Annotated in this window: 27 protein-coding genes; 13 read left to right on the top strand and 14 right to left on the bottom strand. The window is 69.1% G+C overall.

Annotated features, from left to right (window positions below; translation table 11 throughout):
• Nucleotide 1 precedes the first annotated feature (1 nt).
• Both PV419_RS08890 and PV419_RS08885 read left to right on the top strand, forming a co-directional pair.
• On the top strand, nucleotides 2-1,060 hold the full coding sequence (locus tag PV419_RS08890) for an ABC transporter ATP-binding protein (RefSeq protein WP_319687243.1): 1,059 nt from the start codon (nucleotides 2-4) through the stop codon (nucleotides 1,058-1,060).
• Nucleotides 1,053-2,198: a dipeptide ABC transporter ATP-binding protein gene (locus tag PV419_RS08885; RefSeq protein ID WP_319687241.1), complete on the top strand. Its 1,146-nt coding sequence runs from the start codon at nucleotides 1,053-1,055 to the stop codon at nucleotides 2,196-2,198. The genes PV419_RS08890 and PV419_RS08885 overlap by 8 nt, the downstream gene beginning before the upstream one ends.
• A 201-nt stretch (nucleotides 2,199-2,399) precedes the next feature.
• Here the strand turns inward: PV419_RS08885 and PV419_RS08880 are convergent, their stop codons facing one another.
• Nucleotides 2,400-2,762, bottom strand: coding sequence for a hypothetical protein (locus tag PV419_RS08880; RefSeq protein WP_319687239.1), 363 nt, complete (start codon nucleotides 2,760-2,762; stop codon nucleotides 2,400-2,402).
• Nucleotides 2,759-3,190 (bottom strand): ATP-binding protein, encoded by a 432-nt coding sequence (locus PV419_RS08875; RefSeq protein ID WP_319687238.1) that lies wholly within the window; start codon nucleotides 3,188-3,190, stop codon nucleotides 2,759-2,761. Before PV419_RS08875 ends, PV419_RS08880 begins: the two co-directional genes overlap by 4 nt.
• Before the next feature lie 161 nt (nucleotides 3,191-3,351).
• Between PV419_RS08875 and PV419_RS08870 the strand changes: the two genes are divergently transcribed.
• Entirely contained in the window at nucleotides 3,352-4,242 is an 891-nt protein-coding gene (locus tag PV419_RS08870; RefSeq protein WP_319687236.1) for a helix-turn-helix transcriptional regulator, read from the top strand.
• 20 nt (nucleotides 4,243-4,262) lie between these two features.
• Nucleotides 4,263-4,460: a DUF397 domain-containing protein gene (locus PV419_RS08865; RefSeq protein ID WP_319687234.1), complete on the top strand. Its 198-nt coding sequence runs from the start codon at nucleotides 4,263-4,265 to the stop codon at nucleotides 4,458-4,460.
• A 13-nt stretch (nucleotides 4,461-4,473) separates the two neighbouring features.
• Here PV419_RS08865 and PV419_RS08860 read toward each other — a convergent pair whose 3' ends face one another.
• A complete protein-coding gene (locus PV419_RS08860) occupies nucleotides 4,474-4,707 on the bottom strand; it encodes a hypothetical protein (RefSeq protein ID WP_319687232.1) in 234 nt (77 codons plus the stop codon).
• 165 nt (nucleotides 4,708-4,872) lie between these two features.
• Complete coding sequence (locus PV419_RS08855; RefSeq protein WP_319687230.1) at nucleotides 4,873-5,676, bottom strand: helix-turn-helix domain-containing protein; 804 nt, start codon at nucleotides 5,674-5,676, stop codon at nucleotides 4,873-4,875.
• 120 nt (nucleotides 5,677-5,796) lie between these two features.
• On the opposite strand from PV419_RS08855, the gene PV419_RS08850 reads away from it, so the two are divergent.
• From PV419_RS08850 to PV419_RS08840, 3 genes are all read left to right on the top strand, one after another.
• Complete coding sequence (locus PV419_RS08850; protein ID WP_319687228.1) at nucleotides 5,797-6,810, top strand: NAD(P)-dependent alcohol dehydrogenase; 1,014 nt, start codon at nucleotides 5,797-5,799, stop codon at nucleotides 6,808-6,810.
• Nucleotides 6,811-6,894: 84 nt separating this feature from the next.
• The gene (locus tag PV419_RS08845; RefSeq protein WP_319687226.1) at nucleotides 6,895-7,170 is read left to right on the top strand and encodes a hypothetical protein; all 276 of its coding nucleotides are present in this window, start codon (nucleotides 6,895-6,897) and stop codon (nucleotides 7,168-7,170) included.
• Between the two features lie 28 nt (nucleotides 7,171-7,198).
• Nucleotides 7,199-7,600 carry a twitching motility protein PilT gene (locus PV419_RS08840; RefSeq protein ID WP_319687225.1) on the top strand — a complete coding sequence of 134 codons (402 nt, stop codon included), beginning with the start codon at nucleotides 7,199-7,201 and terminating at the stop codon, nucleotides 7,598-7,600.
• A gap of 14 nt (nucleotides 7,601-7,614) precedes the next feature.
• Here PV419_RS08840 and PV419_RS08835 read toward each other — a convergent pair whose 3' ends face one another.
• A complete protein-coding gene (locus PV419_RS08835; protein WP_319687224.1) occupies nucleotides 7,615-8,766 on the bottom strand; it encodes an epoxide hydrolase in 1,152 nt (383 codons plus the stop codon).
• A gap of 208 nt (nucleotides 8,767-8,974) precedes the next feature.
• On the opposite strand from PV419_RS08835, the gene PV419_RS08830 reads away from it, so the two are divergent.
• Genes PV419_RS08830 through PV419_RS08810 form a run of 5 tightly spaced genes read left to right on the top strand, consistent with a single transcriptional unit; the run spans nucleotide 8,975 to nucleotide 14,711 of the window.
• Nucleotides 8,975-10,636: an ABC transporter substrate-binding protein gene (locus tag PV419_RS08830; protein ID WP_319687223.1), complete on the top strand. Its 1,662-nt coding sequence runs from the start codon at nucleotides 8,975-8,977 to the stop codon at nucleotides 10,634-10,636.
• Between the two features lie 3 nt (nucleotides 10,637-10,639).
• Entirely contained in the window at nucleotides 10,640-11,563 is a 924-nt protein-coding gene (locus tag PV419_RS08825) for an ABC transporter permease (protein WP_319687222.1), read from the top strand.
• Nucleotides 11,556-12,551, top strand: coding sequence for an ABC transporter permease (locus PV419_RS08820; protein ID WP_319687221.1), 996 nt, complete (start codon nucleotides 11,556-11,558; stop codon nucleotides 12,549-12,551). The genes PV419_RS08825 and PV419_RS08820 overlap by 8 nt, the downstream gene beginning before the upstream one ends.
• 11 nt (nucleotides 12,552-12,562) lie before the next feature.
• On the top strand, nucleotides 12,563-13,669 hold the full coding sequence (locus tag PV419_RS08815; protein WP_319687220.1) for an ABC transporter ATP-binding protein: 1,107 nt from the start codon (nucleotides 12,563-12,565) through the stop codon (nucleotides 13,667-13,669).
• Nucleotides 13,641-14,711, top strand: coding sequence for a dipeptide ABC transporter ATP-binding protein (locus tag PV419_RS08810; protein ID WP_319687219.1), 1,071 nt, complete (start codon nucleotides 13,641-13,643; stop codon nucleotides 14,709-14,711). Before PV419_RS08815 ends, PV419_RS08810 begins: the two co-directional genes overlap by 29 nt.
• Before the next feature lie 236 nt (nucleotides 14,712-14,947).
• Here PV419_RS08810 and PV419_RS08805 read toward each other — a convergent pair whose 3' ends face one another.
• The 4 genes from PV419_RS08805 to PV419_RS08790 are packed head-to-tail and all read right to left on the bottom strand — an operon-like array spanning nucleotide 14,948 to nucleotide 19,453.
• Complete coding sequence (locus PV419_RS08805; protein WP_319687564.1) at nucleotides 14,948-16,150, bottom strand: Gfo/Idh/MocA family oxidoreductase; 1,203 nt, start codon at nucleotides 16,148-16,150, stop codon at nucleotides 14,948-14,950.
• Between the two features lie 44 nt (nucleotides 16,151-16,194).
• Nucleotides 16,195-17,538 (bottom strand): sugar ABC transporter substrate-binding protein, encoded by a 1,344-nt coding sequence (locus tag PV419_RS08800; protein WP_319687218.1) that lies wholly within the window; start codon nucleotides 17,536-17,538, stop codon nucleotides 16,195-16,197.
• A gap of 10 nt (nucleotides 17,539-17,548) precedes the next feature.
• Nucleotides 17,549-18,481, bottom strand: coding sequence for a carbohydrate ABC transporter permease (locus PV419_RS08795; protein WP_319687216.1), 933 nt, complete (start codon nucleotides 18,479-18,481; stop codon nucleotides 17,549-17,551).
• Nucleotides 18,482-18,496: 15 nt separating this feature from the next.
• Nucleotides 18,497-19,453, bottom strand: a complete 957-nt coding sequence (locus tag PV419_RS08790) for a sugar ABC transporter permease (RefSeq protein ID WP_319687215.1) — start codon at nucleotides 19,451-19,453, stop codon at nucleotides 18,497-18,499.
• A gap of 166 nt (nucleotides 19,454-19,619) precedes the next feature.
• On the opposite strand from PV419_RS08790, the gene PV419_RS08785 reads away from it, so the two are divergent.
• Nucleotides 19,620-20,780, top strand: a complete 1,161-nt coding sequence (locus PV419_RS08785; protein WP_319687213.1) for an ROK family transcriptional regulator — start codon at nucleotides 19,620-19,622, stop codon at nucleotides 20,778-20,780.
• 33 nt (nucleotides 20,781-20,813) lie between these two features.
• Here the strand turns inward: PV419_RS08785 and PV419_RS08780 are convergent, their stop codons facing one another.
• The 5 genes from PV419_RS08780 to PV419_RS08760 all read right to left on the bottom strand — a co-directional run bounded on the left by PV419_RS08780 (nucleotide 20,814) and on the right by PV419_RS08760 (nucleotide 26,402).
• Nucleotides 20,814-21,194, bottom strand: a complete 381-nt coding sequence (locus tag PV419_RS08780; RefSeq protein WP_319687211.1) for a signal peptidase I — start codon at nucleotides 21,192-21,194, stop codon at nucleotides 20,814-20,816.
• A gap of 49 nt (nucleotides 21,195-21,243) precedes the next feature.
• On the bottom strand, nucleotides 21,244-22,386 hold the full coding sequence (locus tag PV419_RS08775) for an oligopeptide/dipeptide ABC transporter ATP-binding protein (RefSeq protein ID WP_319687210.1): 1,143 nt from the start codon (nucleotides 22,384-22,386) through the stop codon (nucleotides 21,244-21,246).
• 12 nt (nucleotides 22,387-22,398) lie between these two features.
• Nucleotides 22,399-23,460 carry an ABC transporter ATP-binding protein gene (locus tag PV419_RS08770; protein WP_319687209.1) on the bottom strand — a complete coding sequence of 354 codons (1,062 nt, stop codon included), beginning with the start codon at nucleotides 23,458-23,460 and terminating at the stop codon, nucleotides 22,399-22,401.
• Nucleotides 23,461-23,473: 13 nt separating this feature from the next.
• Nucleotides 23,474-24,451, bottom strand: a complete 978-nt coding sequence (locus tag PV419_RS08765; RefSeq protein ID WP_319687208.1) for an ABC transporter permease — start codon at nucleotides 24,449-24,451, stop codon at nucleotides 23,474-23,476.
• A 151-nt stretch (nucleotides 24,452-24,602) separates the two neighbouring features.
• Complete coding sequence (locus PV419_RS08760; protein WP_319687207.1) at nucleotides 24,603-26,402, bottom strand: ABC transporter substrate-binding protein; 1,800 nt, start codon at nucleotides 26,400-26,402, stop codon at nucleotides 24,603-24,605.
• Nucleotides 26,403-26,415: the final 13 nt, after the last annotated feature.

Genomic DNA, 26,415 nt, shown 5'->3' with positions numbered 1-26,415 from the left:
CGTGACCACCATCGAAAAAACCGCGAGCGCCCCCGCCGGGCAGCGCGAGGACGACGACGGCACCCCGCTGCTGGAAGTCCGTGACCTGCATGTGGAGTTCCACACCCGGGACGGCGTCGCCAAGGCCGTCAACGGCGTCAACTACAGCGTCAGCGCGGGCGAGACCCTCGCCGTCCTCGGCGAGTCCGGGTCCGGCAAGTCGGTGACCGCCCAGGCCATCATGGGCATCCTCGACATGCCGCCCGGGAAGATCCCACAGGGCCAGATCCTGTTCCGCGGCGAGGACATGCTCACCATGACCAACGAGGAGCGCCGCAAGATCCGCGGCCGGAAGATCGCCATGATCTTCCAGGACGCGCTCTCCTCGCTGAACCCGGTGCTCTCCGTCGGCTATCAGCTCGGCGAGATGTTCCGGGTCCACCAGGGCCTGTCCAAGAAGGCGGCCAAGGCCAAGGCCATCGAGCTGATGGAGCGGGTCCGTATCCCGGCGGCGAAGGAGCGGGTGGGCGACTATCCGCACCAGTTCTCCGGCGGTATGCGCCAGCGCATCATGATCGCCATGGCGCTGGCGCTGGAGCCGGACCTGATCATCGCCGACGAGCCCACGACGGCCCTGGACGTGACCGTCCAGGCCCAGGTCATGGACCTGCTCGCGGAGCTCCAGCGCGAGTACAACATGGGCCTGATCCTGATCACCCACGATCTGGGCGTCGTCGCCGACGTCGCCGACAAGATCGCGGTGATGTACGCGGGCCGGATCGTCGAAACCGCCCCGGTCCACGAGCTCTACAAGCGCCCGGCCCACCCGTACACGCAGGGCCTGCTGGAGTCGATCCCGCGCCTGGACCGCAAGGGCCAGGAGCTCTACGCGATCAAGGGTTTGCCGCCCAACCTGCTCAAGATCCCGACGGGCTGCGCCTTCAACCCGCGCTGCCCCAAGGCACAGGACATCTGCCGCACCGACGTCCCTGTGCTGGAGCCGGTCACCGAGCAGGACGGCACTCCGCTGCCGGGCCGCGGCAGCGCGTGCCACTTCTGGAAGGAGACGATCCATGGCTGACATCGAGAAGACCCAGGACGCCGTGGACGCCACCCCCAACGTCACCGAGGTCGAGGTCGTCGAGGCCGCCACCGAGGAGGCGGCCGTCGCCGCCATCGACGCCCCCGTCGAGCGCGGCGAGCCGATCCTGCAGGTGCGAAACCTGGTCAAGCACTTCCCGCTGACCCAGGGCATCCTCTTCAAGCGCCAGATCGGCGCGGTCAAGGCCGTCGACGGCGTCTCCTTCGACCTCTACCAGGGCGAGACCCTCGGCATCGTCGGCGAGTCCGGCTGCGGCAAGTCGACCGTCGCCAAGCTGCTGATGACCCTGGAGACCGCGACCGCGGGCGAGGTCTTCTACAAGGGCCAGGACATCACCAGGCTGTCCGGCCGTGCCCTGAAGGCCGTCCGGCGCAACATCCAGATGGTGTTCCAGGACCCGTACACCTCGCTGAACCCCCGCATGACGGTGGGTGACATCATCGGTGAGCCCTTCGAGATCCACTCCGAGGTGGCCCCGAAGGGCGACCGGCGCCGCAAGGTCCAGGACCTCCTGGACGTCGTCGGCCTCAACCCCGAGTACATCAACCGCTATCCGCACCAGTTCTCCGGCGGTCAGCGCCAGCGCATCGGCATCGCGCGCGGCCTGGCCCTCAACCCGGAGATCATCATCTGCGACGAGCCGGTCTCCGCGCTGGATGTGTCGGTGCAGGCACAGGTCATCAACCTGATGGAGAAGCTGCAGGACGAGTTCAACCTCTCCTACCTCTTCATCGCCCACGACCTGTCCATCGTGCGCCACATCTCCGACCGCGTCGGCGTGATGTACCTGGGCAAGATGGCCGAGATCGGCACCGACACCGAGATCTACGACCACCCGACCCACCCGTACACCCAGGCCCTGCTGTCCGCCGTCCCGGTCCCCGACCCAACCTCCCGCGAGGGCCGCGAGCGCATCATCCTCGCCGGCGACGTCCCCTCCCCGGCCAACCCACCCTCCGGCTGCCGCTTCCGCACCCGCTGCTGGAAGGCCCAGGAGCGGTGCGCCAAGGAGGTCCCCCTCCTCGCCATCCCCGAGCGCTTCGCCGGCTCGGACTCGCCCGCGGCGCACGAGTCGGCGTGCCACTTCGCGGAGGAGAAGGACGTGGTCCACGCCTAGCGTTTTCTTCTTGGGCCACGACGAGGGCCGCCCGGACCGTACCGACGGTCCCGGCGGCCCTCGTGGTTGTTTCAGGCCCCGCTCGTTTCGGGCCAATGCTGCACCCGGATGAGGAAGACGGTGGTGAAGCGACGGTGCTCCTGGTACCAGACGATCAGTCGGCCCTCCGCGTGATCGAGTAATCCCGACACCCCGGATTCCTCACGCGGCGACCTCGCGGCGCGCGGCGTCCAATAGCTTTCCGATCTCGGCCGACGCGCGCCGGGCGTCTTCGATGCTCGGCGCCTCGGCAACGGCCGCCTCCAATTCGTGGAGGCGCTGAGCCCGGTCCGGACAGCGCCGCAGCGCCACGAACACCCCCCAGCGGTGCAGGAAGGTGTGCATGGGGACGGTGCTGTCGGTCTGCACCGCCTCCTGCCAGGCGCTGTGGAATTCTTCCTCGAACCGGACAGCCGCGCTGAGGTCCAGGGAGCGCACTGCCACGCGCAGCGCCTGCTCGGTCAGCGGCGGCATGGGGAACAGCGGCTGGTCGTGGTGGGAGTCCTCTATGGGCTGAGTGCTCACGGCGCTGTCTCCTGCGGCGGCGGGTTGAGCGTGAACCATACGGCCTTGCCGGTGACGCCCGCGTCCTTGTCGGTGTAGTCGTGCACGCCCCACGCGTCCGAGCAGTGCTCGACGAGAGTGAGTCCCCGGCCGTTCTCGCCGTCGCACCGGGCGGCCACCGGCTGCGGGAGGCCGTCGCCGGAGTCCCACACGGTAACGCGGAAGTCGGGCGGCGAGGGCTCCCAGTCCATGCTGACGTAGGAGTCGGTCTCGGTGTTGCGGTACGCGTTCGTGACCAGCTCGGACGCGAGGAGTTCGGCGGTGTCGACGATGCAGTCCAGGCGGGCCGCTTTGAGGACGCAGCGGATGGTGGCCCGGACGACACCCACGGCGCGGGGGTCGTGCGGGATGAACAGGCCGTAGGACCAGGGCTCTTCGGGCGTGCGCATGGAGCAGCCTCCGGTTGAGTGCCTTCTGTGACTGACGCCATACTCAAGGTAATGTGAGAGGCGTCATGTATTCAACCTGCTCCGCCGAACCGGTGATGAGGAGTGGACGGGCGCGATGGCGCTGAGCGACACTGCAGGCGCGGACAGCCAGGGAGAGGTGCATGGGGCTGAGGGTCAACCCGACGTATCGTCAGCGACGCTTCGGTGCTGAACTACGCAAAGTTCGTGAGCGCGCAGGGATGTCCGTGGCGGACGCCGCGGCTCTGCTCGGGATGCGGCAGCCGCAGCTCAGCAAGATCGAGGCCGGACGGACGGGGATGTCCCCGGAGCGAGTCCGTGCGCTCGCGCGGGCCGCGGGTGACATTCATGACGCCTACGTTGACGTCCTCGAGGACATGGCACAGGATCCGGGGAAAGGCTGGTGGAGCCGCTACCGCGGGGTGCTGGGCCCGTCACACCTCGATCTCGCGGAGCTGGAGGCCGATGCGGTCGGCCTTTGGAACTACGAGCCGATGTACGTTCCCGGGCTACTTCAGACGGCCGGCTACGCCACTGCGATCCACGGCGGCAGCTACGTCGAGAACCCGCAGGCCGTGCGCGACCAGGCAGTTGAGTTCCGGATGGAACGCCAGAAGGTGCTGGTGGGTGAGTGCGCTCCGCACATCCATGCGATCGTTCACGAGTCAGCTCTGCGTGTGCATTGGGGCGGCCGGACAGTGATGCGCGATCAGCTACTGCATCTGATCGAGGTGTCCCGTCTCCCCAACGTGACGATCCAAGTGTTCCCGCTCGACACTGAGCGCGGAGTCGCCTTCAACCACGCATTCATGGTGATCGAGCCGAACGTGACCGAATTAAGTACGGTATCCGTGGATCAGCTGGGCATGTCCGAGTACCTGGGCGACCAAGAGGTCGTCGGCGGGTATCGGGACACGTTCGGCAAGCTGGCAGAGCTGGCCCTGCCTCAGGTCGATGCCGCATCGGCTCCGGAGGCCCGGAGGGCAAAGGACTCGCTGGGCCTCATCCAGCACATCCTTTATCCGTTGCTCTAGTTGCTCCAGGAGAGACGTACATGCCCCAGCTCACATGGCGGAAATCCAGCTTCAGCACGGGCGAGGCCGCCAACTGCGTAGAACTCGCCGCCGACCCCACCGGCACCCCCCACCTCCGTGAGAGCGACGACCCGGAGGCCGTCATAGCCACGACCCCGGCCGCGCTCCGCGCGTTTCTGCGGGCGGCGAGGGCTGGGGAGTTCGACCGGATGATCTAGTGCCCGATGACGGTCACTTCATGACGCAGACCTTGTGGCCCTCAATCCAGACCTTGTAGGTCTTGCCGTTATGGGTGATCGTTTTGGTGCGGTCCTTGATCTCCTTGCAGTGCTTGCCCGTCATGGTGGGCGTAGGGGTGGGCGATGGCTGCGCGGAAGCGGTACTCGTGGAGGTCGCTGCCGCTCCACCGGCCAGCAGTGCCGCTGCAGCACCGGTCGCCAAGGTGCGCACGATCGAGTTCCGCATCACTGTCACCTTCTCGGATCGGCTCTGAACTGCCTGTATTTCAATTCTTCGCTCTCTCTGGGCGAGGTCGCACGTCGATCACGCGCGCGGCCGGGCGCGCCGGTTGAGTCGCGGTGAGTACGAGACGGCGACACGCCGACGCGACGGCGTGTCGCCGTCTCGTACTCACCGCAAATCTCTGCAGCGCTCTGCCCGGATCCGCAACAGCTCCGCCGTGGCCTGGTCGGCGGGCAGAAACGCCTCCAGGTGGAGTTCGGCGAGGGTGATGTCCGTCGCGGTGGCGAAGGAGGTCAGCGTGGTGATCAGGCGTAGCTCGCCGTCCGCCGACGCCAGCCGCATGGGGACGGAGAAGCCGAGGTGGTCGGGGCCGACGGGGGTCTGGGGGACGTAGGCGGCCAGCTCCTCGGTGAACTCGTCGAGGCGGGGGTCCGGGCTTCGCCGGGCCCGGGCGCGGAGGTTTTCGATGACGTGGCGACCCCACTCGGGCAGGTTACGGACGCGGCGTGCCATCCCGTCCGGGTGGAGCATGAGCCGGAGCATGTTGAGCGGGGGCACGAGCAGTTCGGGTGCCGCGTCCTCGGTGAAGACCTCGACGGCGTCGTTGGCCGCCACCACACGTCCGTACGGGGCGATGACGAGCGCCGGGTAGGGCAGATGGCCGTGGAGGATCTGTTCGAGGGCGGCACGGACCGGCCGTAGCGCGGTCTCGTCCAGGCCCGACTCGGCGAACACCGGGGCGTAACCCGCCGTGGCCAGCAGGTCGTTGCGCTCGCGGAGGGAGAGTCTGAGCGATTCGGCCAGCCGGATGAGGATCGCGCGGCCCGGTTGGGAGCGGCCGCTTTCGATGAAGCTCAGGTGGCGCTGGGTGGTGTCGGCCAGCGCGGCCAGTTCGAGCTGGCTGAGCCGGCGCGCCCGGCGCCAGCGTCTCAGCTCGGTGCCGACGCCCGTTTGCTCGATTGTGCTGCTCACCCTCGTAGTTGTATCCGGACGTCGTGGCAGGTGGCGATTCCCTTGAGGGAATTGCCGGGCGCCGGGGCCCCTCGCAGGATCTCTCGGGACGACACACGAGCGACTGTGAAGGGCCGTTTGATGAAGAGCTACCGCCTTGACCCGGGCCATGACCTCGCCGGGCTGACCGTCCAGGACCGGGACGAGCCCGAACCGGGGCGTGGGCAGGTCGTGGTCAGGATGCGCGCGAACTCGATCGGTTTCCGCGATCTGATGGTGCTGGCCGACAACTACCCGCTGCCGATCACGCCCGGCGTGGTGCCCGGCTGTGAGGGGGCCGGGGAGGTCGTGGCCGTCGGCGAGGACGTGGGGCGGGTGAAGGTGGGCGACCGGGTGGCCGCCACCGTCTTTCCGCGCTGGCTCGACGGTCCGTTCCGGCGCGCCGACGCCGCACAGCTCGGCACCATGATCGACGGCGTGCTGACCGAGTACGCGCTGCTGAGCGAGGACGGCGTCGTACACCTCCCGGAGCATCTGTCGTACGAGGAGGCCGCGACGCTGCCGCTGGCGGCGGTGACGGCGTGGAACGCCCTGACGGGCGGGGACGCGCTGCGCTCCGGCTCGACCGTGCTGACCCTCGGCTCGGGGGCCGTCTCGCTGTTCACCTTGCGGTTCGCGAAGCTGGCCGGCGCCCGGGTGATCGTGACCACGTCCAGCGCGGCCAAGGCCGAGCGGCTGAGGGCGCTCGGCGCCGACGAGGTGATCAACTACCGGGAGAGCCCGCAGTGGTGGCAGGACGTACGCGCCCTGACGGATGACCTCGGTGCCGATCGCGTCGTCGATCCGTCGGGCCCCCTGGAACAGGCGGTGAAGTCCGCCGTGCTCGGTGGCGAGGTCGCGTTCGTCGGGCGCTGGCTGTCGGGTGCCGAGGGGGCCAAGCCCATCGACCCCGGCGTCCTGTTCGGCTCGGGTGCGGTGGTGCGGCCCGTGGCCACGGGGAGTCGGGCGCATTTCACCCAGCTGAACCGGGCGGTCGCGGCGCATCGGGTGCGTCCGGTGATCGACCGGGTGTTCCCGTTCGACGAGGTGCCCGACGCCTTCCGGTACATCCAGTCGGGTGGCGGCTTCGGGAAGGTCGTCATCAGCCACGGCTGACCCCGGCAGGCGGAGGACTCATTCGAGTGAACCGCCGTCCGCGGGCACCGAAGAGCCCGGCGCCACGCCCGTATGATCGGCAGTATGAGCCTCGAACGTGTCACGATCACGATCCCGAGCGAGACCCTGAGCGCCGCCAAGGAAGCAGCGGACCGCGAGGGCATGAGCGTCTCGGCCTGGCTCTCGCGCGCGGCCGAGCGCGCGGCCAAGATCGAGGCGGGGCTGATCGCGGCGGAAGAGGTGTTGGCGGAGATCGGTCCACCCACCCCGGATGAACAGGCGTGGGTGGACGCGTTCATGGACACGGTCACGAGGCCGGTCGCGAACGATGACACCGACGCCGGCGATCACGCGGCTTGATTCCACAAGCGCCGGGGGGAAATGACCGATGACCGTACTGCGGCCTGTTGTCTACGACGCGGGAATGCTGATCGCCGCCGAGCGCTCACAGACCAAGGTCTGGAGAGCCCACCGGACCTATCTCACCGCGGGCGGTGTGCCCCAGGTGCCCGCACCCGTGGTCGCGCAGGTGTGGCGGGACGGGGACCGCCAGGCGCGCCTGGCGCAACTGCTCAAGGGATGCGACGTGGCGGCCATGGACGAGACTTCGGCCCGGGAGGTCGGGGAGCTGCTGGGCCAGGCGGGGACCTCCGATCCCGTGGACGGGGCCGTCGCGGTGCTCGCCGCCCGGCTGGGGGCGGCGGTCGCCACCTCCGACCCCGACGACATCCGGCACTTGCTCGACCGGCTCGGCAGCCGGGGCAAGCTGGTGTCCTTGCAGCAGGTGTGATTAGGAGCGCGCGATCAGCGCAGCGTGCGGAAGAACGCCCGTACGTCGCCGACCAGCAGCTCTGGCACCTCCATCGCCGCGAAGTGCCCGCCCGCGTCGAACTCCGACCAGTGCGTGATCGTGTGGTGTGGCTCGGCGAGGCGGCGGATGGCGCCGTCTCCGTGGAATACCGCCACACCGGTGGGGATCTTGGAGCGCTCCGGGGGCGTGCTCCACACCGATGCCGCCTCCTTGTACAGCCGGGCGGCCGATCCGGCCGTGTTGGTGAACCAGTAGATCGAGATGTTGGTCAGCACGGCGTCGCGGTCGAGCGCGTCCGGCTTGTCGCCGTGGGCGACGAACCAGTCGAGGTTCCAGGCCAGTTGGCCGGCGGGGGAGTCGGACAGGCCGTAGGCCAGGGTCTGGGGGCGCGTGCTCTGGATGGCGGCGTAGCCGGACAGGTCGCGGCGCCAGCGCTGGACGCCGGCCAGGCGGGACTGCTCGGCGGCGGTGAGTCCGTCCAGCTGGGCCGGGTCGCCGGAGGGGATCGTCACCAGCGCGTTGACGTGTACGCCGATGACCTCGGCCGGGGCCACCCGCGCCACCTCGGGGGAGATGAGTGAGCCGAAGTCGCCGCCCTGCGTTCCGTAGCGCTCGCAGCCCAGGCGCCGCATCAGCTCGCGCCACGCGGTGGCGATGCGGCGGATGTCCCAGCCGGGCTCGCGGGTCGGGCCGGAGAAGGCGAAGCCGGGGAGGGAGGGGATGACGAGGTGGAAGGCGTCGGCCGGGTTGCCGCCGTGTGCGCGGGGGTCGGTCAGTGGGCCGATGACCTCGGTGAACTCGGCGATCGAGCCCGGCCAGCCGTGGGTGACCAGCAGTGGCAGCGCGGTGGGCTCGGGGGAGCGGATGTGGAGGAAGTGCACCCGCTGCCCGTCGATATCCGTGGTGAACTGCGGAAACGCGTTGAGCCGCGCCTCCTGCGCCCGCCAGTCGAACTCTCCGGCCCAGTGCTCGGCCACCTCGCGTACGTAGTCGAGCGGCACGCCGTAGGGCCAGCCGGCGCCGGGGGGCTGATCGGGCCAGCGGGTGCGGGTGAGGCGGTCGCGCAGGTCGTCGAGGTCGGCCTGCGGGATGGCGATACGGAAGGGGTGGATGGGGTGGGAGGTGCCCTGTGCCTGGTTGTTCATGGCGCGCACGGTAGAGGTCGTTGAGGACAGGAAGCGTCCGCGAGGGGCTTACGGGGAGGTCGGGGCCGGGCCCCCTGCGGGCCCGAGCCGGCATCCGCGGACCGCGTTCCCGGAACACGGACGGCGGCCGAGCGGATGCGGACAGGTACCGCATGGGATGTCATAGGGGCCTAAGTGTGATCATCGGATCGGCCCAAGGGAGGCACCCATGCGCATCGCCGCGCGCGCTCGGCGCGTTCGGCGTGCCACGCGGGCCGTGGGCGCGCCGGGCCCCGCCCTGCCGGTTCTCGGCCTGCTGGCGCTCGCCCTCGCCGCGACGGGCTGCGGCGGCGGCGAGGCGCCCAAGGGCGTCGTACGGTCCTCCTGGGGGGACCCGCCCAACCCGCTGGAGCCCGCCAACATCAATGACGTCCAGGGCGGCAAGGTCCTGGACATGATCTTCCGCGGGCTCAAGCGGTACGACCCCGCGACCGGCGAGGCGAAGAACGCGCTCGCCGACCGGATCCAAACGTCCGACCAGCGGACCTTCACTGTCACCATCAAGGACGGCTGGCGGTTCGGCAACGGCGAGAAGGTCACCGCCAAGTCCTTCGTGGACGCCTGGAACTACGGCGCCCTGCTCGACAACGAGCAGCGCAACGCCTACTTCTTCGAGTACATCCAGGGCTACGACAAGGTCCACCCGGCCACCGGCCGCCCCAGCGCGAAGACCCTCTCCGGGTTGCGCGTCAAGGACGGGCGGACCTTCACGGTCAAGCTCACCCAGAAGTTCTCCAGCTGGCCCAAGACCCTGGGCTACAACGCCTACGCGCCGCTGCCCCGCGCCTTCTTCGACGACCACGCCGCCTGGCTGCGCAAACCCGTCGGCAACGGCCCGTACGAGGTGGTGTCGTACGCCAAGGGCTCGGTCATGAAGCTGCGCGCCCGCCGCGGCTACCCCGGTCCGGACAAGGCCCGCAACAAGGGTGTCGAGCTGCGCGTCTACACCGACAGCAACACCGCCTACACCGATCTGCAGGCGGGCAACCTCGACCTGGTGGACGACGTGCCCGCCGCCCAGCTGAAGTTCGTCCGCTCCGACCTCGGCGACCGCTACCTCAACCAGCCCGCCGGCATCCTCCAGACCCTCACCTTCCCGATGTACGACCGCCGCTGGCGGGGCCCGGGCTCGGCCAAGCTGCGGCGCGGCATCTCCATGGCGATCAACCGCGCGCAGATCACCGACCGGATCTTCCACGGCACCCGGACACCGGCCACCGACTGGACCTCCCCGGTGCTGCGCCGCCAGGGCGGCTACCGGCCCGGTCTGTGCGGCGACGCCTGCTCCTTCGACCCGGCGCGGGCCAGCGCGCTGATCAAGGCGGGCGGCGGGCTGCCCGGCGGCCGGATGACCATCACGTACAACGCCGACACCGGCTCCCACAAGGACTGGGTCGACGCGGTCTGCAACAGCGTCAACAACGTGCTGGGCAGCGACCGGGCCTGCGTCGGCAGACCGGTCGGCACCTTCGCGGACTACCGCAACAAGATGGCGAACAAGCGGATGACCGGGCCGTTCCGGGCCGGCTGGCAGATGGACTACCCGCTGATCCAGAACTTCCTGCAGCCGCTGTACTACACCGACGCCTCCTCCAACGACGGCCACTGGAGCGACACCGCCTTCGACCGGCTCGTCGACCGGGCCAACGCCGCGTCCGGCGACGGAGCGGCCATCGCCGCCTTCCAGGACGCCGAGAAGATCCTCGCCACGCAGATGCCCGCCATCCCGCTGTGGTACCAGAACGGCAGCGCGGGCTACTCGTCCCGGCTCGGCGGTGTGGCCCTCAACCAGTTCAGCGTCCCGGTCTACGACCGGATCAAGGTCGGCTGAGCCATGGGCCGTCACGCGCTCCGGCGGCTGCTCCAGATGATCCCCGTGTTCCTGGGCACCACCTTCCTGATCTTCTTCATGGTGTACGCGCTGGGCGACCCCGTCGCCGCGCTCTTCGGCGACAAGGCCCCCGACCCGGCCACCGCCGCCCGCATCCGCGAGGACCTCTACCTCGACGAGCCGCTGTGGCGGCAGTACGCGCACTACATGGGGCAGGTCTTCAGCGGCCACTTCGGCACCGCCTTCGACGGCCGGCCCGTCACCGAGCTGATGGCCGACGCCTTCCCCGTCACCCTCCGGCTCACCCTCGTCGCCGTGCTCTTCGAGATGGCCCTCGGGCTCACCCTGGGCGTCGCGACCGGGCTGCGGCGCGGGCGCGGCCTGGACACCTCCGTGCTGCTGCTGACCCTGGTCGTGGTCTCCGTCCCGACCTTCGTCAGCGGCTCGGTGCTGCAGTATCTGATCGGGGTGAAGTGGGGCTGGACCACGCCCTCCGTCGCGCCGGAGGCGCCGCTGGGCCAGCTGCTGCTGCCGGGCGTCGTGCTGGGGCTGGTGTCGCTCGCGTACACCACCCGGCTCACCCGCACCTCCATCGTCGAGAACGCCCGCGCCGACTATGTGCGCACCGCCGTGGCCAAGGGGCTGCCACGCCGCCGGGTGATCGTCCGCCACCTGCTGCGCAACTCCCTGATCCCCGTGGTGACCTTCCTCGGCACCGACATCGGCGCGCTCATGGGCGGCGCCATCGTCACCGAGCGGATCTTCAACATCCACGGCGTGGGCTACCAGCTCTACCAGGGCATCCTGCGCCAGAACTCCCCGACGGTCGTCGGCTTCGTGACCATCCTCGTGATCGTCTTCCTGCTGGCGAACCTGCTTGTCGACCTCCTCTACGCCGTGCTCGACCCGAGGATCCGGTATGCCTGAGCCGTACGATTCCCCACAAGCGCTCGCCCTGGCCGCCACCGGCACCGAGACGCCGCCCGGCGGCCCCGCGGCCGTACCCGCCCGCAGGCGCGGAGGCGGCCGGGACCCGGGCCGGGGCCGCGGCCCGGCCGACCGGGCCGCGGCCCCCCGAGGCCTGTGGTCCGACGCCTGGCGGGATCTGCGCCGCAACCCGGTCTTCCTGGTCTCCGCCCTGGTCATCGTCTTTCTCGTACTGATCGCGATCTGGCCGGGGCTGATCACGGACGGCAATCCGTACCGCGCCGACCTCGCCAAGGCGCAGGACGGCCCGGCGCCCGGCCACCCCTTCGGCTACGACCTCCAGGGCCGCGACGTCTACACCCGCACCGTCTACGGGGCCCGCGCCTCCATCGCCGTCGGCATCTGCGCCACCGCGGGCGCGGCCCTGTTCGGCAGCGTCCTCGGCGGGCTGGCCGGGTACTACGGCGGCTGGTGGGACGCCCTGCTGTCGCGGATCGCCGACGTCTTCTTCGGCATCCCGATCCTGCTGGGCGGGCTGGTCTTCCTGTCCGTGGTCACCAGCGGGTCGGTGTGGCCGGTGGTCGGCTTCATCGTGCTGCTGGGCTGGCCGCAGATCTCCCGCATCGCACGCGGGGCGGTCCTGACCTCCAAACGGCACGACTACGTCCAGGCTGCGCGGGCGCTCGGCGCGAGCGACGCCCGGACGCTGCTGCGGCACATCGCGCCCAACGCCGTGGCGCCCGTGATCGTCGTCGCCACCATCGCGCTCGGCACGTACATCGCGCTGGAGGCGACGCTGTCCTTCCTCGGCGTGGGGCTCAAACCGCCGACCGTCTCCTGGGGGATCGACATCTCGTCCGCCTCCACCCAGATCCGCAACGCCCCGCACATGCTGCTGTGGCCCGCCGGGGCGCTGAGCGTCACGGTGCTGGCGTTCATCATGCTCGGGGACGCGGTGCGCGACGCGCTCGACCCGAAGCTGCGCTGAGGGAGCGGGAGATGAGCCGCGCCGAGCAGCAGGCCGAGCAGCAGGCCGAGGAGCCGTCCGCCGTGCCCCGGCTGCTGGACGTACGGGACCTGCGGGTCGAATTCCGCACCAGGGACGGCGTCACCGCGGCCGTGAGCGGGGTGACGTTCGGCGTGGACGCGGGCCGGACGCTCGCGGTGCTGGGCGAGTCGGGCTCGGGCAAGTCGGTGACCGCCCAGGCGATCATGGGCATCCTCGACTCACCGCCCGCCCATGTGACCGGCGGGCGGATCTTCTTCCAGGGGCGGGACCTGCTGGAGACGGTCGAGGAGGAGCGCCGCCGGGTGCGCGGCGCCCGCATGGCGATGATCTTCCAGGACGCGCTCTCCGCGCTGAACCCGGTGGTGTCGGTGGGCGCCCAGCTCGCCGAGATGTACGAGGTCCACCACGGCCTGTCGCGCCGGGCCGCGCGGGCGAGGGCCGTCGAGCTGATGGACCGGGTGCGCATTCCGGCGGCGAAGGAGCGGGTCGGGGACTATCCGCACCAGTTCTCCGGCGGTATGCGTCAGCGCATCATGATCGCCATGGCGCTGGCGCTGGAGCCGGACCTGATCATCGCCGACGAGCCGACGACCGCGCTGGACGTGACCGTCCAGGCCCAGGTCATGGACCTGCTCGCGGAGCTGCGGCGCGAGTACGACATGGGCCTGATCCTGATCACCCACGACCTGGGCGTCGTCGCCGATGTCGCCGACACCATCGCGGTGATGTACGCGGGCCGGATCGTCGAGACCGCACCCGTACGCGACCTCTACCGCCGCCCGGCCCACCCGTACACCCGCGGGCTGCTGGACTCGGTGCCTCGACTCGATTGTGGGGGTGACGGTGGGGGTGCCCGCGGGGGCCGGGAGCTGTACGCGATCAAGGGCCTGCCGCCCGGCCCGGCGGACCTCCCGCCCGGCTGCCCCTTCACCCCGCGCTGCCCCCGCGCCCAGGACATCTGCCGCACCGAACGGCCGCCGCTGTACGAGGTGACGTACGGGGACGCGGCGTACGGGGGCGGGCCCGTGACCCGGGCCAGCGCCTGCCACTTCTGGAAGGACGAGCTCGATGCCCGCGACGCCGTTGCAGCCCCCTGAGCCCGCGGCCGAGCCGGGCGAGCCGGTCTTGGAGGTTCGCGCCCTGGCCAAGCTCTACCCGCTCACCCAGGGCGTCCTCGTCAAGCGCCAGGTGGGCGCGGTCAAGGCCGTCGACGGCGTCTCCTTCGAGCTGCGGCGCGGCGAAACGCTCGGTGTGGTCGGCGAGTCAGGCTGCGGCAAGTCCACCCTCGCCCGGCTCCTGGTCAACCTGGAGCGGCCGACCGCGGGGGAGATCCGCTACCGGGGCGAGGACATCACCAAGCTGTCGGGGCGGGCCTTGAAGGCGGTGCGGCGCAACATCCAGATGGTGTTCCAGGATCCGTACACCTCGCTGAACCCGCGGATGACGGTGGGCGACATCATCGGTGAGCCCTTCGAGATCCACCCCGAGGTGGCCCCGAAGGGCGACCGGCGCCGCAAGGTCCAGGAGCTTCTGGATGTGGTCGGCCTCAACCCCGAGTACATCAACCGCTATCCGCACCAGTTCTCCGGGGGCCAGCGTCAGCGCATCGGCATCGCGCGCGGCCTGGCCCTCAACCCGGAGATCATCATCTGCGACGAGCCGGTCTCCGCGCTCGATGTGTCGGTCCAGGCACAGGTGGTCAATCTACTGGCGCGGCTCCAGGAGGAGTTCGCCCTCTCCTACCTCTTCATCGCGCACGACCTGTCCGTCGTCCGCCATATCTCCGACCGGGTGGCGGTGATGTACCTGGGCAAGATGGCCGAGATCGGCACCGACACCGAGATCTACGACCACCCGACCCACCCGTACACCCAGGCCCTGCTGTCCGCCGTCCCGGTCCCCGACCCAACCTCCCGCGAGGGCCGCGAGCGCATCATCCTCGCCGGCGACGTCCCCTCCCCGGCCAACCCACCCTCCGGCTGCCGCTTCCGCACCCGCTGCTGGAAGGCCCAGGAGCGGTGCGCCACGGAAGTGCCCCGGCTCGCGGTGCCCCCGGGACTCCAGGGCCCCGGCGGCCCGGCCGCGCACCCGTCGGCCTGCCACTTCGCCGAGGAACGGCAGCCCGCGCCGAGCGGCTGAGGACCGCCCTCCTGACTCGCGCCGGGCATCTACGATCCTTCCGTGCCATCGAACGATCCCCACCGAGCCATGGCCTTCCGGCTCGCCCTCGCCCGCCGCCAGGGCGTCCACGACGACGCCCTGGGCGCGGCCTGACCTGGTCACCGCGGACACCCTCCTGGCCGACGCCCTCCACCGCTCAGCCGCCGCGTGCACACCGTCACCCGGGCCGCCTCGCCGTGAGAGGAGAGGACGGACTACGCCCCGGGTGCGTCCCCGAAGTCCGGGATGTCGAGCCTGGCACCACCCTGGATCGCGGACTCGTGCGCGATGATGCCTGGCAGGGTGTAGCGGGCCGCGACCCAGGCGTTCACGGACGGCAGCGTGCGGGTGTTGACCGCGGTCACGAAGTCGTCCACCAGGAAGTGGTGGCTGCCCTCGTGTCCGTTGTGCAGGTGGTCGAACTCCCTCGGCAGCCGCGACCGATCGTGCACCGGCGCGGAACCCGAGGTGAAGGCGGCCCGGAGGGCCGGGGCGATGTGCTCCAGTGACGGGTCGTCGGGTGCCAGCGTGGGCTTGGGCTCCAGCAGCTCGGTGATGTCCTTCACCCCCTTCTTGTCCTGCCAGAGGCTGACGGTGGCGAGCTGCTCCATGCTGGCGTCCGTACCGAAGAACCGGAATCGTGATTCCCTGATGTGCGAGGGATAGCCGACTCGCCGGAATTCATTCGTACGGAACGAGCCACCGCCCGCCACCTCGAACAGCGCGGTGGCATTGGAGAAGTCGTTCCCGAACTGGCTGATCTCCCGGTCGAACACGCCATCCCCGCGTTCGTCCCTGACTCCGACCGCGGACACGCTGACCGCATGCGTCTGCCAGGCGCCGAGCACCCCGCCGACGGAATGGGTCGGGTAGAGCAGCGGCGGATAGCTGGCGGTCGCCTTCCAGTTTTCACCGCCGCTGTACTGGTAGGCCTCGTAGAAGCCGAGATCCATGTCGTGGACGTAGTCGCCCTCGGCGTAGAAGAGCCGGCCGAAGGCGCCCTCGGCGATCTGATCGCGGGCATGCACGGTCGCCGGGTTGTACTGGCTGGTCTCACCCATCATGTACGTCAGACCGGTGGCGCGTACGGCCTCGATGATCGCCGCTATCTCCTCCCGGCTGATCGCCATCGGCACCGCCGAATAGACGTGCTTTCCGGCGTTCAGGCCCTGGAGCACCAGCGGACCGTGCGTCCAGCGCTGGGTGAAGATGGCGACCGCGTCCACCGTCTTCGACTCCAGCATCGCCTCGTACGAGGGGAAGGTACCCGCCAGCCCCTGGGCGGCGGCGAGCTGTTCCGCCCGTTCAGGCAGCAGATCGGTGATGTAGACGTCGCTGACGCCGGGATGGGCCTGGAACAGCGTGGCGAACTGGCCGGAGAACTGGCCGGCGCCGACGATGCCGAGCGAGAAAGTCATGAAAGGCATGCCCTTCACTGGTCGAGAGATCGCTGGTCGAGAGATCACTGCGAGAGGATCCGGTTGATCTGGCTGTTGGTCTGGTCGAGGCCGCTCACTGATGCGCCGTTGCCGTAGATGTCCTCCATCTGCGGCATCATGAGCGCGGTCACGTCCGCCGCGTAGTTGGTGATCGGGTAGGAGAAGGTCCGGAAGTCCTTCTTGTCGGCCACCGGTTCGGTGAACGCCGTGACATCGATGCCCTTCTTCTTGTAGGCGGCGGTGGCGGCCTCGGTGCCGGCCAAAGTGGCGGGGAAGACGACGCCGTACTTGCCGACGACGGTCTGGCACTTGTCGGAGGCCAGGTAGGCCACCCACTTGCGGGCGCCCGCCTTGTTGTGGGCGCCCTTGGTGATGGAGTCGGCGAGGCCGTTCATCATGGTGGCGCGCTTGCCGGTCGGGCCGACAGGGGTGAGGGCGGTCTTGACGTCCCTGCCCTTGAAGCCGCTGTATGTGGAGATCATCCAAGCCCCGTCGAACGCCGCGGCGGCCTTGCCCGCCGCGATCTGCGTGTTCGCCTGGTTGGACTGGACGTTGTAGTCGGAGAAGGGGGCCAAGTAGCCCTTCTTCGCCAGTCCGAAGTACCAGTTGATGACGGACTGGAAGGTCTCGCTGTCGTACTGGTACTTCGTGCCCCACCGCGCCTTCTCCGTGTAGCTCCACCCGGCGGAGGCGGTGAACATGCTCCACTGGGTCTGGCCGTCGCCGTAGCCGCCGCCGTTGGTGGCCAGCCCGTACACCTTGACTTTGTTCTTGTCGAAGCCGGGCTCGTCGCCCCGCTTGCCGTTCTTGTCGACGGTGAGGTGCGCGATGGCCTTCTCGAAGGTGCCGCCGTCCTTGGGGTTCCAGGAGAGGCCGTTGAGCTGCTCGGCGGTGAGCCCGGCGGCCTTGGCCATCTTCTGGTTGTAGAAGAGGGCCACGGTGTCCCAGTCCTTGGGGGCTCCGTAGCGGTGGCCGTCCTGGCCGATCCAGTTGGCGGCGAGCCCCGGCTGGTAGTCGGACTCCTTGATGCCGAGGTCGTCGAGCGGCTCGAGCACCTTCAGGTCGGCGAACTGGCCGAACTTCTGGATGTGGTCGGTGAACACGTCCGGCTGGGTGCCCGCGATGAACCCGGCGGTGAGCTTGGTCCAGTAGTCGCTCCAGCCCAACTGCGTGATCTTCACCTTGAGCCGGGGGTTCTCCTTCTCGAACCCCTTCGCGCAGGCCTGGTAGGCGGGCAGCTGGTTGGCGTCCCACAGCCAGTACGTCACGGTGTTAGCGGACGCTCCGGTGCCGTCGCCGGCTGCGCAGCCGGTCACCAGGGACAGCGTCAACGCTCCGGCCAGCGCGGTCAGTGTACGAAGTCGCATGGGCCGTTCCTCACTTGATCCCGGTGAAGCCGATGGAGCTGACGATGCGGCGGGCGAAGCAGGCGAACAGAACGAGCATCGGCAGTGCGGCGATCAGCGTCGCCGCACTGAGCCCGGACCAGTCGACGCCGGTCGCCGGGGTCTGCGCCCGGAAGATCGCCAGCGCCACGGTCAGCACGCGCGAGCTGTCGCTGTAGGAGACCATCAGCGGCCAGAAGTAGTCGTTCCAGGAGGTGATGTACGTCAGCACGGCCAGCGTGATGATCGGTGTGGCCGCCATCGGCAGGATCACCCGGAAGAAGATCTTGATTTTTCCGGCGCCGTCGAGCAGCGCCGCCTCCTCGACCTCCCGGGGCACGTTCATGAAGAACTGCCGCAGGAAGAACACCGCGAACGGCGTCATGAAGAGACTGGGCAGGGCGATGCCGAGCAGCGTGTCCACCAGGTGCAGCTGCTTGATCAGCACGAAGTTCGGCAGCAGCGTGAAGATGGTCGGCACCATCAGCCCGGCCAGGAACAGGCCGAACACCTTGTCCCGGCCGCGCCAGCGCAGCCGCGAGAAGGCGTACGCGGCCATCGCCGAGAAGAAGATCTGGCAGCCGGTGATCAGCGTCGAGACGACCACCGAGTTGAGCAGATAGCGCCAGAAGTCGAGCCCGCCGCCGGCGCCGCCCTGGGCGACGGCCTCCTCGGCGGACTGGAGCCCGAGGGCGCGTTCGAAGCCACTGGTGGTCAGGCCGACCGGCAGGGGGTTCGCGGGGTCGGTGTTGAGGCCGGCGTTGGTGGACAGCGCGGTGCGCAGGATCCAGTAGAACGGCAGCAGGGTGATGAGGACGATCAGGCCCAGCACGGTCCAGGCGGCGGCCCGGCCGAGGGAGAACCTGCGCCTGACCGGCCGTATGCGGGTCGGCATTCCGGTCCTTGTGGTGGTCACGGCAGCCACGGTGAGCTCCTTCCGTCAGCCGAGGTCGGTCTGGCCGGCCCGGGTGATCCGGTACTGGATGACGGTGATCGCGCTGAGGACGACCAACAGGGCGACGGACATCGCCGAGGCGTAGCCGAACTGGAAGCGGCCGAAAGCGGAGCCGTAGATGTAGTACTGGAGCACGTTGGTGGCGTTCGCCGGACCGCCCGCGGTCGTCACGGCGACCGTGTCGAAGACCTGGAACGAACCGATCACGGTCATGATCAGCACGACCGCCAGCACCGGCCGCAGCAGCGGCATGGTGATCCGCCAGAACATCCGCCACTCGCTCGCGCCGTCGACCTTGGCCGCCTCGTACACGTCGTTCGGGATCGCCTGGAGACCGGCGAAGATCAGGAGCGCGGTGTAGCCGACGTGCCGCCAGACGTTGATCAGGGCGATGGTGGGGATCGCCCAGGTCTCGTCGGCCAGGAACGGGATGCGGTCGAAGCCCAGGCTCTGGAGGATCTCGTTGCCGATGCCGAGCTGGTTGTCGAGTATCCACAGCCAGACCAGACCGGCGACGACGTTCGACATCAGATAGGGGGTGAGCACGATGCCCCGGAGCACGGCCGACTGGGTCAGCCGCTGGAGCAGCACCGCGATGGCGAGGGCCGACACCGTCTGCACACCGATGTTGATGACCACGTACTCGACGGTGACCTTCAGCGAGTCCCAGAAGAGGGGGTCGTGGACCAGCCGTTCGTAGTTGGCGAGGCCCACCCACTCGGGCGGGGTGAGCAGGTTGAAGCGGGTGAAGCTCAGGTAGATGCCCCGCAGCGTCGGCCAGAGCAGGAAGACCAGAAAGCCCAGCAGGGCGGGGGCGATGAAGAGGGCCGCGAGGGCTCCGTCCCCGCGCTCCCGGGCCTTGCGGACGGTGCGTTTCGGTGTGACTCCCTCGGCGCCGCGCAACGGCAGACGTGAAGGAGGGCTGCTGGAGGCGACGGTCATCGGAGACTCCCTCGTCTGCGGCGTCCTCGGCTGAGGGCACTTACTTTTGATGCAAAAGAATCCACGCGTCAAGAGTCGTGCAATCCTGTGTTGTGTCCGGATCTTGCGGCGTAGAGTGACGTCATTACTTCCTTTGTGAAAAAAATCTTGTGGGAGTCTGACCCTCATGACCACACTTGGGGCGAGTTGGCCGCCGCTGAGTCCCGGCGAGCGCGCGGTGGCGATCGAGGTGCTGGTGCACGGCCCGCTGTCGCGCAGTGAGATCGCCCGTCGGCTGAACCTCTCGGCGGGCAGCCTCACCCGGCTGACCAAGCCGCTGATCGAGTCGGGTCTGCTGATCGAGTCGGCCGAGGACGCGATGCTCGCGGAGGCACGGCAGGGACGGCCCTCACAGCCACTGGACGTCGTCCCCGAGTCCCGGTACTTCCTCGGGTTCAAGATCACCGCGGACCGGGTGTACGCGGTCGTCACCACGCTGCGCAGCGACATCGTGGCCCGTTACGACCGGCCGCTGACCACACACGACCCCGCGGAGGTGGCCGGCCTGCTGCACGAGATGACCGACGAGCCCGTTCGTGCGTTCCCCCGCCTGGCCGGGATCGGCATCGGCGTCGGCGGCAGCGTCCGGGACCGCTCGACCGTCGTCGAATCGGCCTTCCTCGGCTGGAAGGACGTGCCGCTGGCCAAGCTGGTCGAGGAGCGCACAGGGCTGCCGACGGTCGTCGAGAACGACGTGGCGGCGCTGGTGGAGGCCGAGTCCTGGTTCGGCGCCGGGCGGGGCCTGGAGCGGTTCGCGGTGCTCACCATCGGGGCGGGGCTGGGCTACGGACTTGTCGTCGGCGGCAGGCGGGTGGCCTCCTCCGAGGACGGCGTGGGCTTCGGCCGGCGCTGGATCGTCAACCCCTACGGGCCACTCACCCCTTATGGCGATCGCGGCAGCGCCATCTCCCTGCTCACCATCCCCAGCATCCGCTACCAACTCCAGGCCGCGACCGGCCGTGAGATGACGTACGAGGAGATCCTCGGCCTTGCCGCCGAGGGTGAGCCCATGGCCGCCCGTGTCGTGGACGAGGCCGCCCAGGCCCTGGGCACGCTCGTGGCCCAGATCGCCAACTTCGCGATGCCGCAGAAGATCCTGCTGGCCGGTGAGGGCGTGAGCCTCGTCGACGTGGTCGGCCCGGCGGTGAAGGAAGCCATCCTCGCGGGCCGCCACCCCCAGGCCGACCCCGTCAATCTGGAGACCAAGGTCTCCGACTTCCACGACTGGGCCCGCGGCGCCGCCGTTCTGGCCATCCAGGTGCTGGTCCTGGGATCGGCCGAGACCTGACGTGTCCAGCCCTGACGAGGTGATGCGATGAGCTCAGCCGTGCGGCGTCGGCGCGTCCACCGCATAGCCGGGCACGGACGGCCAGCGAACCGTCAGCACCACCGACTCCTCCTCCGCGAACCAGGAGTGGTCGACCCCGCGCCCCCACACGACGTAGTCGCCCTGCTGCTCCAGCAGAACGCTGCGCCCGGGCAGTTCGACACGGAAGCGACCGCTGATGAGGACCAGGAGAGCCGTTCGCTCCTCGCCTCTCACCCACTGGGCCCGCTCGTCACCAGGGGGGTGGACGCCCCATTTGATCTCCACGGCCTCGCTGTGGCGGGGATCGTCGGTGTCCTTGAAGTGTCCGAGAAGCCAGCCCCGGTCCAGTGCTGCGTCCTTACCCGCGTTGCCCACGTACACGCTGTCGTTCACGTACGCGGACGCTAGCAGCTCTTGGCCGGGACGGCCCGGTGGGAGGGGGTCAGCCCTTGCGTATGTCGGGGATGTCCTCCGCCGCGATCAGCGCCGGGTCGAGGATCACGTCCTGCTCGCGGGCCGCGATGCTGGGGGCCTCGGGGAAGTGGCAGGCGGACAGATGGCCCTCGTGGTTGCCTTCGAGGCGGATCAGCGGGGGCTCTTCGCGGGCGCACTTGTCCTGGGCCTTCCAGCAGCGGGTGCGGAAGCGGCAGCCGGAGGGCGGGTTGATGGGGGAGGGGACGTCGCCGGCGAGGCGGATGCGCTCACGGCGCGCGGTGCCGCTCGTTTCGGGGGCCGAGGCCTCGCCCTCGTCCGACTCCTCGGTCAGCAGGGCGGGCTCGGGGACCGCGGAGAGCAGGGCGTGGGTGTAGGGGTGGCGTGGGCGTTGGTAGATGGAGTCGCGGTCGCCGACCTCGACGATCTTGCCGAGGTACATGACCGCGACGCGCTGTGAGAAGTGGCGCACGACGGCGAGGTCATGGGCGATGAAGAGGAAGGCGATGTCCAGCTCGCGGCGGAGCTCCTGGAGGAGGTTGACGACCTGGGCCTGGATGGAGACGTCGAGCGCGGAGACCGGTTCGTCGGCGATGATGAGCTTGGGTTCGAGGGCCAGCGCGCGGGCGACGCCGATGCGCTGGCGCTGGCCGCCGGAGAATTCGTGCGGAAAGCGGTTGTAGTGCTCGGGGTTCAGGCCCACGGTCTCCAGCAGCTCGCGCACCCGGGCCTCACGGCCGCCCGGCGGCTCGATGCCGTTGATCTCCATCGGCCCGGAGATGATCGCGCCCACCGTCTGCCGGGGGTTCAGCGAGGAGTACGGGTCCTGGAAGATCATCTGGATCTGGGAGCGGACCGGCGCCAGCTGTTTGCGGTCCGCGTGGGTGATGTCCTGGCCCTGGTAGGTGATGGTGCCCGCGGTGGGCTCCAGGAGCCGGGTCAGCAGGCGGCCGGTGGTGGACTTGCCGCAGCCGGACTCGCCGACCAGGCCGAAGCTCTCGCCCGCCCGCACGGTCAGGTCGATGCCGTCCACCGCCTGGACGGCCCCGACCTTCCGCCTGAAGGGGAAGCCACCCATGATCGGGAAGTGCTTGGTCAGCTTCTCCGCGACCAGGAGGGGTTCCCCGGACGCGGGCGACGCGTTGCTGCTCATGGTCCGTGTCTCCTAGGCCAGCCGGGGCTTGATCTGCTCGGTGAAGATGGTCTGTTTGCGGTCGGCGGCGAGATGGCAGGCCGCGCCCCGCCCGTCGGGCAGCGAGGGGCGCTCGGTGGCGCACCGGTCGCCGTCGACCTCCTCGGTGTAGGCGCAGCGGGGGTGGAAGGGGCAGCCGGGCGGTGGGGACAGGAGGCTGGGCGGGGCGCCGGGGATGGGGCTCAGCGGCTCGTCGACGGCGGAGGTCAGGCGCGGCATGGAGCCCAGCAGCCCCCAGGTGTACGGGTGCCGGGGGGACCGGAGCACCTCGCGGACCGTGCCGCGCTCCACGGCCCGGCCGGCGTACATGACCAGCAGGTCGTCGGCGGTGTTGGCGACCACGCCCAGGTCATGGGTGATGAGGATGATCGCGGAGCCGAACTCCTGCTGCAGATCCTTGAGCAGGTCGAGGATCTGGGCCTGGACGGTGACGTCCAGGGCGGTGGTCGGCTCGTCGGCGATGAGCAGGTCGGGGTCGCAGACCAGGGCCATGGCGATCATCGCGCGCTGCCGCATGCCGCCGGAGAACTGGTGCGGATAGTCGCGCACCCGCAGCTTGGCGTTGGGGATGCCGACCTTCTCGAGCATCTCGATGGCGCGCTCCCACGCCTCGCGCTTGGAGGCGCCGGTGTGCTTGCGGTAGGGCTCCGCGATCTGGCGGCCGACGGTGTAGTAGGGCGAGAGGGCGGTGAGCGAGTCCTGGAAGATCATCGCCATCTTGTTCCCGCGCAGCTTTTCCAGGGTGCGCTCGGGCGCCCCGGTCAGCTCCCGGCCGTCCAGCACGATCTCGCCGCGGATCTCGGTGTTGCGTGGGTCGTGCAGGCCGAGGACGGCGAGGTTGGTGACGGACTTGCCGGAGCCGGACTCGCCGACGATGCCGAGGGTGCGACCGCGCTGGAGGTCGAAGGAGAGGCCGTCCACGGCCTTGACGACGCCGTCCTCGGTGGCGAAGCGCACATACAGGTCGCGCACGGACAGGAAGGCGTCGCCCGCGGCGGGGGCCGGGGTGGCCTCGGACTTGGTCAGGGTGGTCACGTCGGTCGTACTCCTAGGCGAGGCGCACGCGCGGGTCGATGACGGCGTACAGCGCGTCGACGATGATGTTGGCGATGACGATCGCCGTGCAGCTGAAGAGCATCACGCCCATCAGCATCGGGAGGTCCTTCTCGGTCACCGACTCCACGGCGAGCCGGCCCAGGCCGTGCAGGGTGAAGGTGAACTCCGTGATCATCGCGCCGCCGAACAGCGAGCCCATGTCGATGCCGACGATGGTGATGATCGGGGCGATCGCGCCGCGCCAGGCATAGCGGAAGAAGACCGTACGGCCCGACATCCCCTTGGCCCGCGCGGTGCGTACATGCTCCTCGTTCAGCTGCTCGACCATCTGGGAGCGCGTCATACGGCTGTAGTTGGCGATGAAGATGATGGAGAGCACCAGCCAGGGCAGCAGCAGCCCGCTGAACCACTTGGCCGGATTCTCGGTGATCGGGATGTACTCGGGCCGGTCGATCAGGCCCCAGGTATCGACGAGCAGCCACAGGGCGATGACGCCGACGAAGTAGATCTGCAGCGAGTTGCCGATCAGCGACAGGGAGCTGAAGAACTTGTCGGTGAAGGTGCCACGTTTGGCCGCCGCGATCATGCCGATGGACACCCCGATGAGCAGGAAGACGGCGGCGCCGCCGACGGCCAGCGAGAGCGTGGTCGGGTAGCGGTCCAGGATGGTGTCCCAGACCGGCTGGGAGTTGGTGAAGGAGTAGCCGAAGCAGGGGGCCGGGCAGTGGCCGACCTCGAAGTTGCGGCCGGCGAAGATGCCGACCAGATAGTGCCAGTACTGGACCGGTACGGGCTCGTCGAGGCCCAGGTTCTTGTTGATGAGGGCGATGGCGTCCGGGCCGCAGTTCTTGCCGCAGGCCAGCTGCGCCGGTTCGGACGGCAGCGCGAAGAAGAGGAAGAACGTGATCGCGCTGATCAGCAGAATGATGACGATCGCGCCGAGGGAGCGGCGTACGAGGAAACGAAGCATGGCGTCGCGGGTCTTCCGGTACGGGCGCCTTGGGCGACCAGGGCGGATCGGACGGGCGGCGCCGCCCGCCACCCTCGGAGGGTGGCGGACAGCGTGCCCTGGGGGGCTGGTGTGGTGATCATGCGGCTCCGCCGCGTGGCGATCGCGGTTGCTACTTCACATACACCGCGGTCGGGTCGGCGGTTCCGTACACGGAGTGGTATTTGATCCCGCCGAGCCCCGAACCCCAGATGTTCCACTGGCGGTTGTAGAAGAGCGGCACGGCCGGCACATCGTCGGTCAGGATCTTGTTGGCCAGCGAAACCCACTCGCCGGAGGCCTTCTCCACGTCCGAGATCTTCAGGATGCGGGCGATCTCGGCGTCGACCTTGCTGTTCTTGAGGTGCCAGTAGTTCTGCGAGCCGTCGGCGACGGCCTTGCCGTCGAACAGCGGCGGGACCACGGTCGAACCGACCGGCCAGTCGGCGCCCCAGGAGACGCGGTAGATGTCGAAGCTGTTGTCGACCTTGGCGATCTCGGTGTTGTAGTTGTTGGAGTCGATCTCCTTGCGCTGCACCTTGAACCCGGCGGCCTTCAGAGCCTTGGCGACGACCACGGAGACGTTCTGGTACTCGGTGGTGTTGGGGTAGGCGTAGACCAGCTCCTGCCCCTCCTTGCCCGCCTCCTTCAGCAGCTCCTTGGCCTTCTTGATGTCCCCGCCCTTGTTCTCCTTCTTCGTCTTGCCGAAGGGGTCGAAGGCCTTCCACCCGGAGAGCGAGGGAGCCAGCAGGTTGCCCGCCACCTGCCCGGCCCGCGGGCCGCCGAACTGACCGAGGATCTGGTCGTTGGGCATGGCGTAGGCGATGGCTTCCCGGACCTTCTTGTCCTTGATCCGGTCCATGTTGATGGCCATGTAGTCGACGTACGGCTGCACCTCGAGGAAGGTGCGCGACTTGGCACCCGGGTCATTGTCGACCTCCTCACCGGACTCGGAGGTGACCGCGTTGGTGAAGGACATCGCCTGCTTGTCGCTGCCCCGTTCGGCCAGCAGCCGGCGGGCGGAGTCGGGCTCCTGGATGCCGAAGCGGATGTCGAACTTGTCCGGGTACTGGTGGCGGACCGCGTCCGTCTTCGGGTCCCACTTGTCGTTGCGCACCAGGGTCAGGGACTTGCCCGGGTTGAGCTTTTCGATCTTGTACGGGCCGGAGGAGACCGGGTGGTTGGTGTACTTGTCGGCGGTGTCCTTCTTGCCGTCGGAGGGCACCGCGCCGACGTTCGGCATGGCGGCCGCGTACGGCGTGTCCGCGTGCGGCTCCTTGAAGTGGAAGACGATCGTCTTGTCGTTGGGCGTGTCGAGCACGTCCTTGGGCAGGTGCTTGCCCTTGTACGGGCCGTCGGGCAGCGCCTTGCGGAAGCTCTGGCCCTCACCGGAGAGCCACTGCGGGATGTACAGCGGTCCGTCGGTGGCCCACTTGGCGTAGAGCCGCTCGATGGACTGCCGGACGTCGGCCGAGGTGATCGGGGACCCGTCCTCGAACTTGAGGTTGTCCTTGAGCGTGTACGTCCACGTCTTGCCGCCGTCCGAGGACTTGCCGGTGTCGGTGGCGAGGTCGCCGACGAGCTTGACCCGGCCCTTGTCGTCGACCTTGTAGGTGGTCAGCGACCGGTTGTAGAGCATCTGGACGGTCAGCATGTCGGCGTAGTAGATCTGCGCCGGGTCGAGATAGGTGAAGGCGTCGCGCTGCAGGACGTTGACCGTCCCGCCCTTCTTGGCGCCGGGCACCGCGGCGGCCGGGCCGGTGGAGTCGGCCGCGGTGCCGAGCGAGTAGTTGTCGGCCCTGGACTTGTCGGGCTTGTTCTCGACGGGATCGCCGTCGCCGCCCCCGCCGCTGCTGCAGGCGGAGAGCACGAGGGCCCCGATCGCCAGAGAGACGGCCGCGAGCCGCCCTCTGCCCCGTGTGGATGAGGTCATGTGTCGTTGCACC

The organism is Streptomyces sp. ME19-01-6 (assembly GCF_033793745.1).
Classification (GTDB): Bacteria; Actinomycetota; Actinomycetes; order Streptomycetales; family Streptomycetaceae; genus Streptomyces.
Note: the sequence above shows the minus strand (reverse complement) of the source record. Positions and strands in the feature narration are given on the sequence as shown.

Coding starts and splice junctions, on each gene's coding strand:
- PV419_RS08885 (WP_319687241.1), top strand. CDS start 1,053: ATGGCTGACATCGAGAAGACCCAGGACGCCGTGGACGCCACCCCCAAC.
- PV419_RS08875 (WP_319687238.1), bottom strand. CDS start 3,190: ATGCGCACGCCCGAAGAGCCCTGGTCCTACGGCCTGTTCATCCCGCAC.
- PV419_RS08870 (WP_319687236.1), top strand. CDS start 3,352: ATGGGGCTGAGGGTCAACCCGACGTATCGTCAGCGACGCTTCGGTGCT.
- PV419_RS08865 (WP_319687234.1), top strand. CDS start 4,263: ATGCCCCAGCTCACATGGCGGAAATCCAGCTTCAGCACGGGCGAGGCC.
- PV419_RS08860 (WP_319687232.1), bottom strand. CDS start 4,707: ATGCGGAACTCGATCGTGCGCACCTTGGCGACCGGTGCTGCAGCGGCA.
- PV419_RS08850 (WP_319687228.1), top strand. CDS start 5,797: ATGAAGAGCTACCGCCTTGACCCGGGCCATGACCTCGCCGGGCTGACC.
- PV419_RS08845 (WP_319687226.1), top strand. CDS start 6,895: ATGAGCCTCGAACGTGTCACGATCACGATCCCGAGCGAGACCCTGAGC.
- PV419_RS08840 (WP_319687225.1), top strand. CDS start 7,199: ATGACCGTACTGCGGCCTGTTGTCTACGACGCGGGAATGCTGATCGCC.
- PV419_RS08835 (WP_319687224.1), bottom strand. CDS start 8,766: ATGAACAACCAGGCACAGGGCACCTCCCACCCCATCCACCCCTTCCGT.
- PV419_RS08830 (WP_319687223.1), top strand. CDS start 8,975: ATGCGCATCGCCGCGCGCGCTCGGCGCGTTCGGCGTGCCACGCGGGCC.
- PV419_RS08825 (WP_319687222.1), top strand. CDS start 10,640: ATGGGCCGTCACGCGCTCCGGCGGCTGCTCCAGATGATCCCCGTGTTC.
- PV419_RS08820 (WP_319687221.1), top strand. CDS start 11,556: ATGCCTGAGCCGTACGATTCCCCACAAGCGCTCGCCCTGGCCGCCACC.
- PV419_RS08815 (WP_319687220.1), top strand. CDS start 12,563: ATGAGCCGCGCCGAGCAGCAGGCCGAGCAGCAGGCCGAGGAGCCGTCC.
- PV419_RS08810 (WP_319687219.1), top strand. CDS start 13,641: ATGCCCGCGACGCCGTTGCAGCCCCCTGAGCCCGCGGCCGAGCCGGGC.
- PV419_RS08805 (WP_319687564.1), bottom strand. CDS start 16,150: ATGACTTTCTCGCTCGGCATCGTCGGCGCCGGCCAGTTCTCCGGCCAG.
- PV419_RS08800 (WP_319687218.1), bottom strand. CDS start 17,538: ATGCGACTTCGTACACTGACCGCGCTGGCCGGAGCGTTGACGCTGTCC.
- PV419_RS08790 (WP_319687215.1), bottom strand. CDS start 19,453: ATGACCGTCGCCTCCAGCAGCCCTCCTTCACGTCTGCCGTTGCGCGGC.
- PV419_RS08785 (WP_319687213.1), top strand. CDS start 19,620: ATGACCACACTTGGGGCGAGTTGGCCGCCGCTGAGTCCCGGCGAGCGC.
- PV419_RS08775 (WP_319687210.1), bottom strand. CDS start 22,386: ATGAGCAGCAACGCGTCGCCCGCGTCCGGGGAACCCCTCCTGGTCGCG.
- PV419_RS08765 (WP_319687208.1), bottom strand. CDS start 24,451: ATGCTTCGTTTCCTCGTACGCCGCTCCCTCGGCGCGATCGTCATCATT.
- PV419_RS08760 (WP_319687207.1), bottom strand. CDS start 26,402: ATGACCTCATCCACACGGGGCAGAGGGCGGCTCGCGGCCGTCTCTCTG.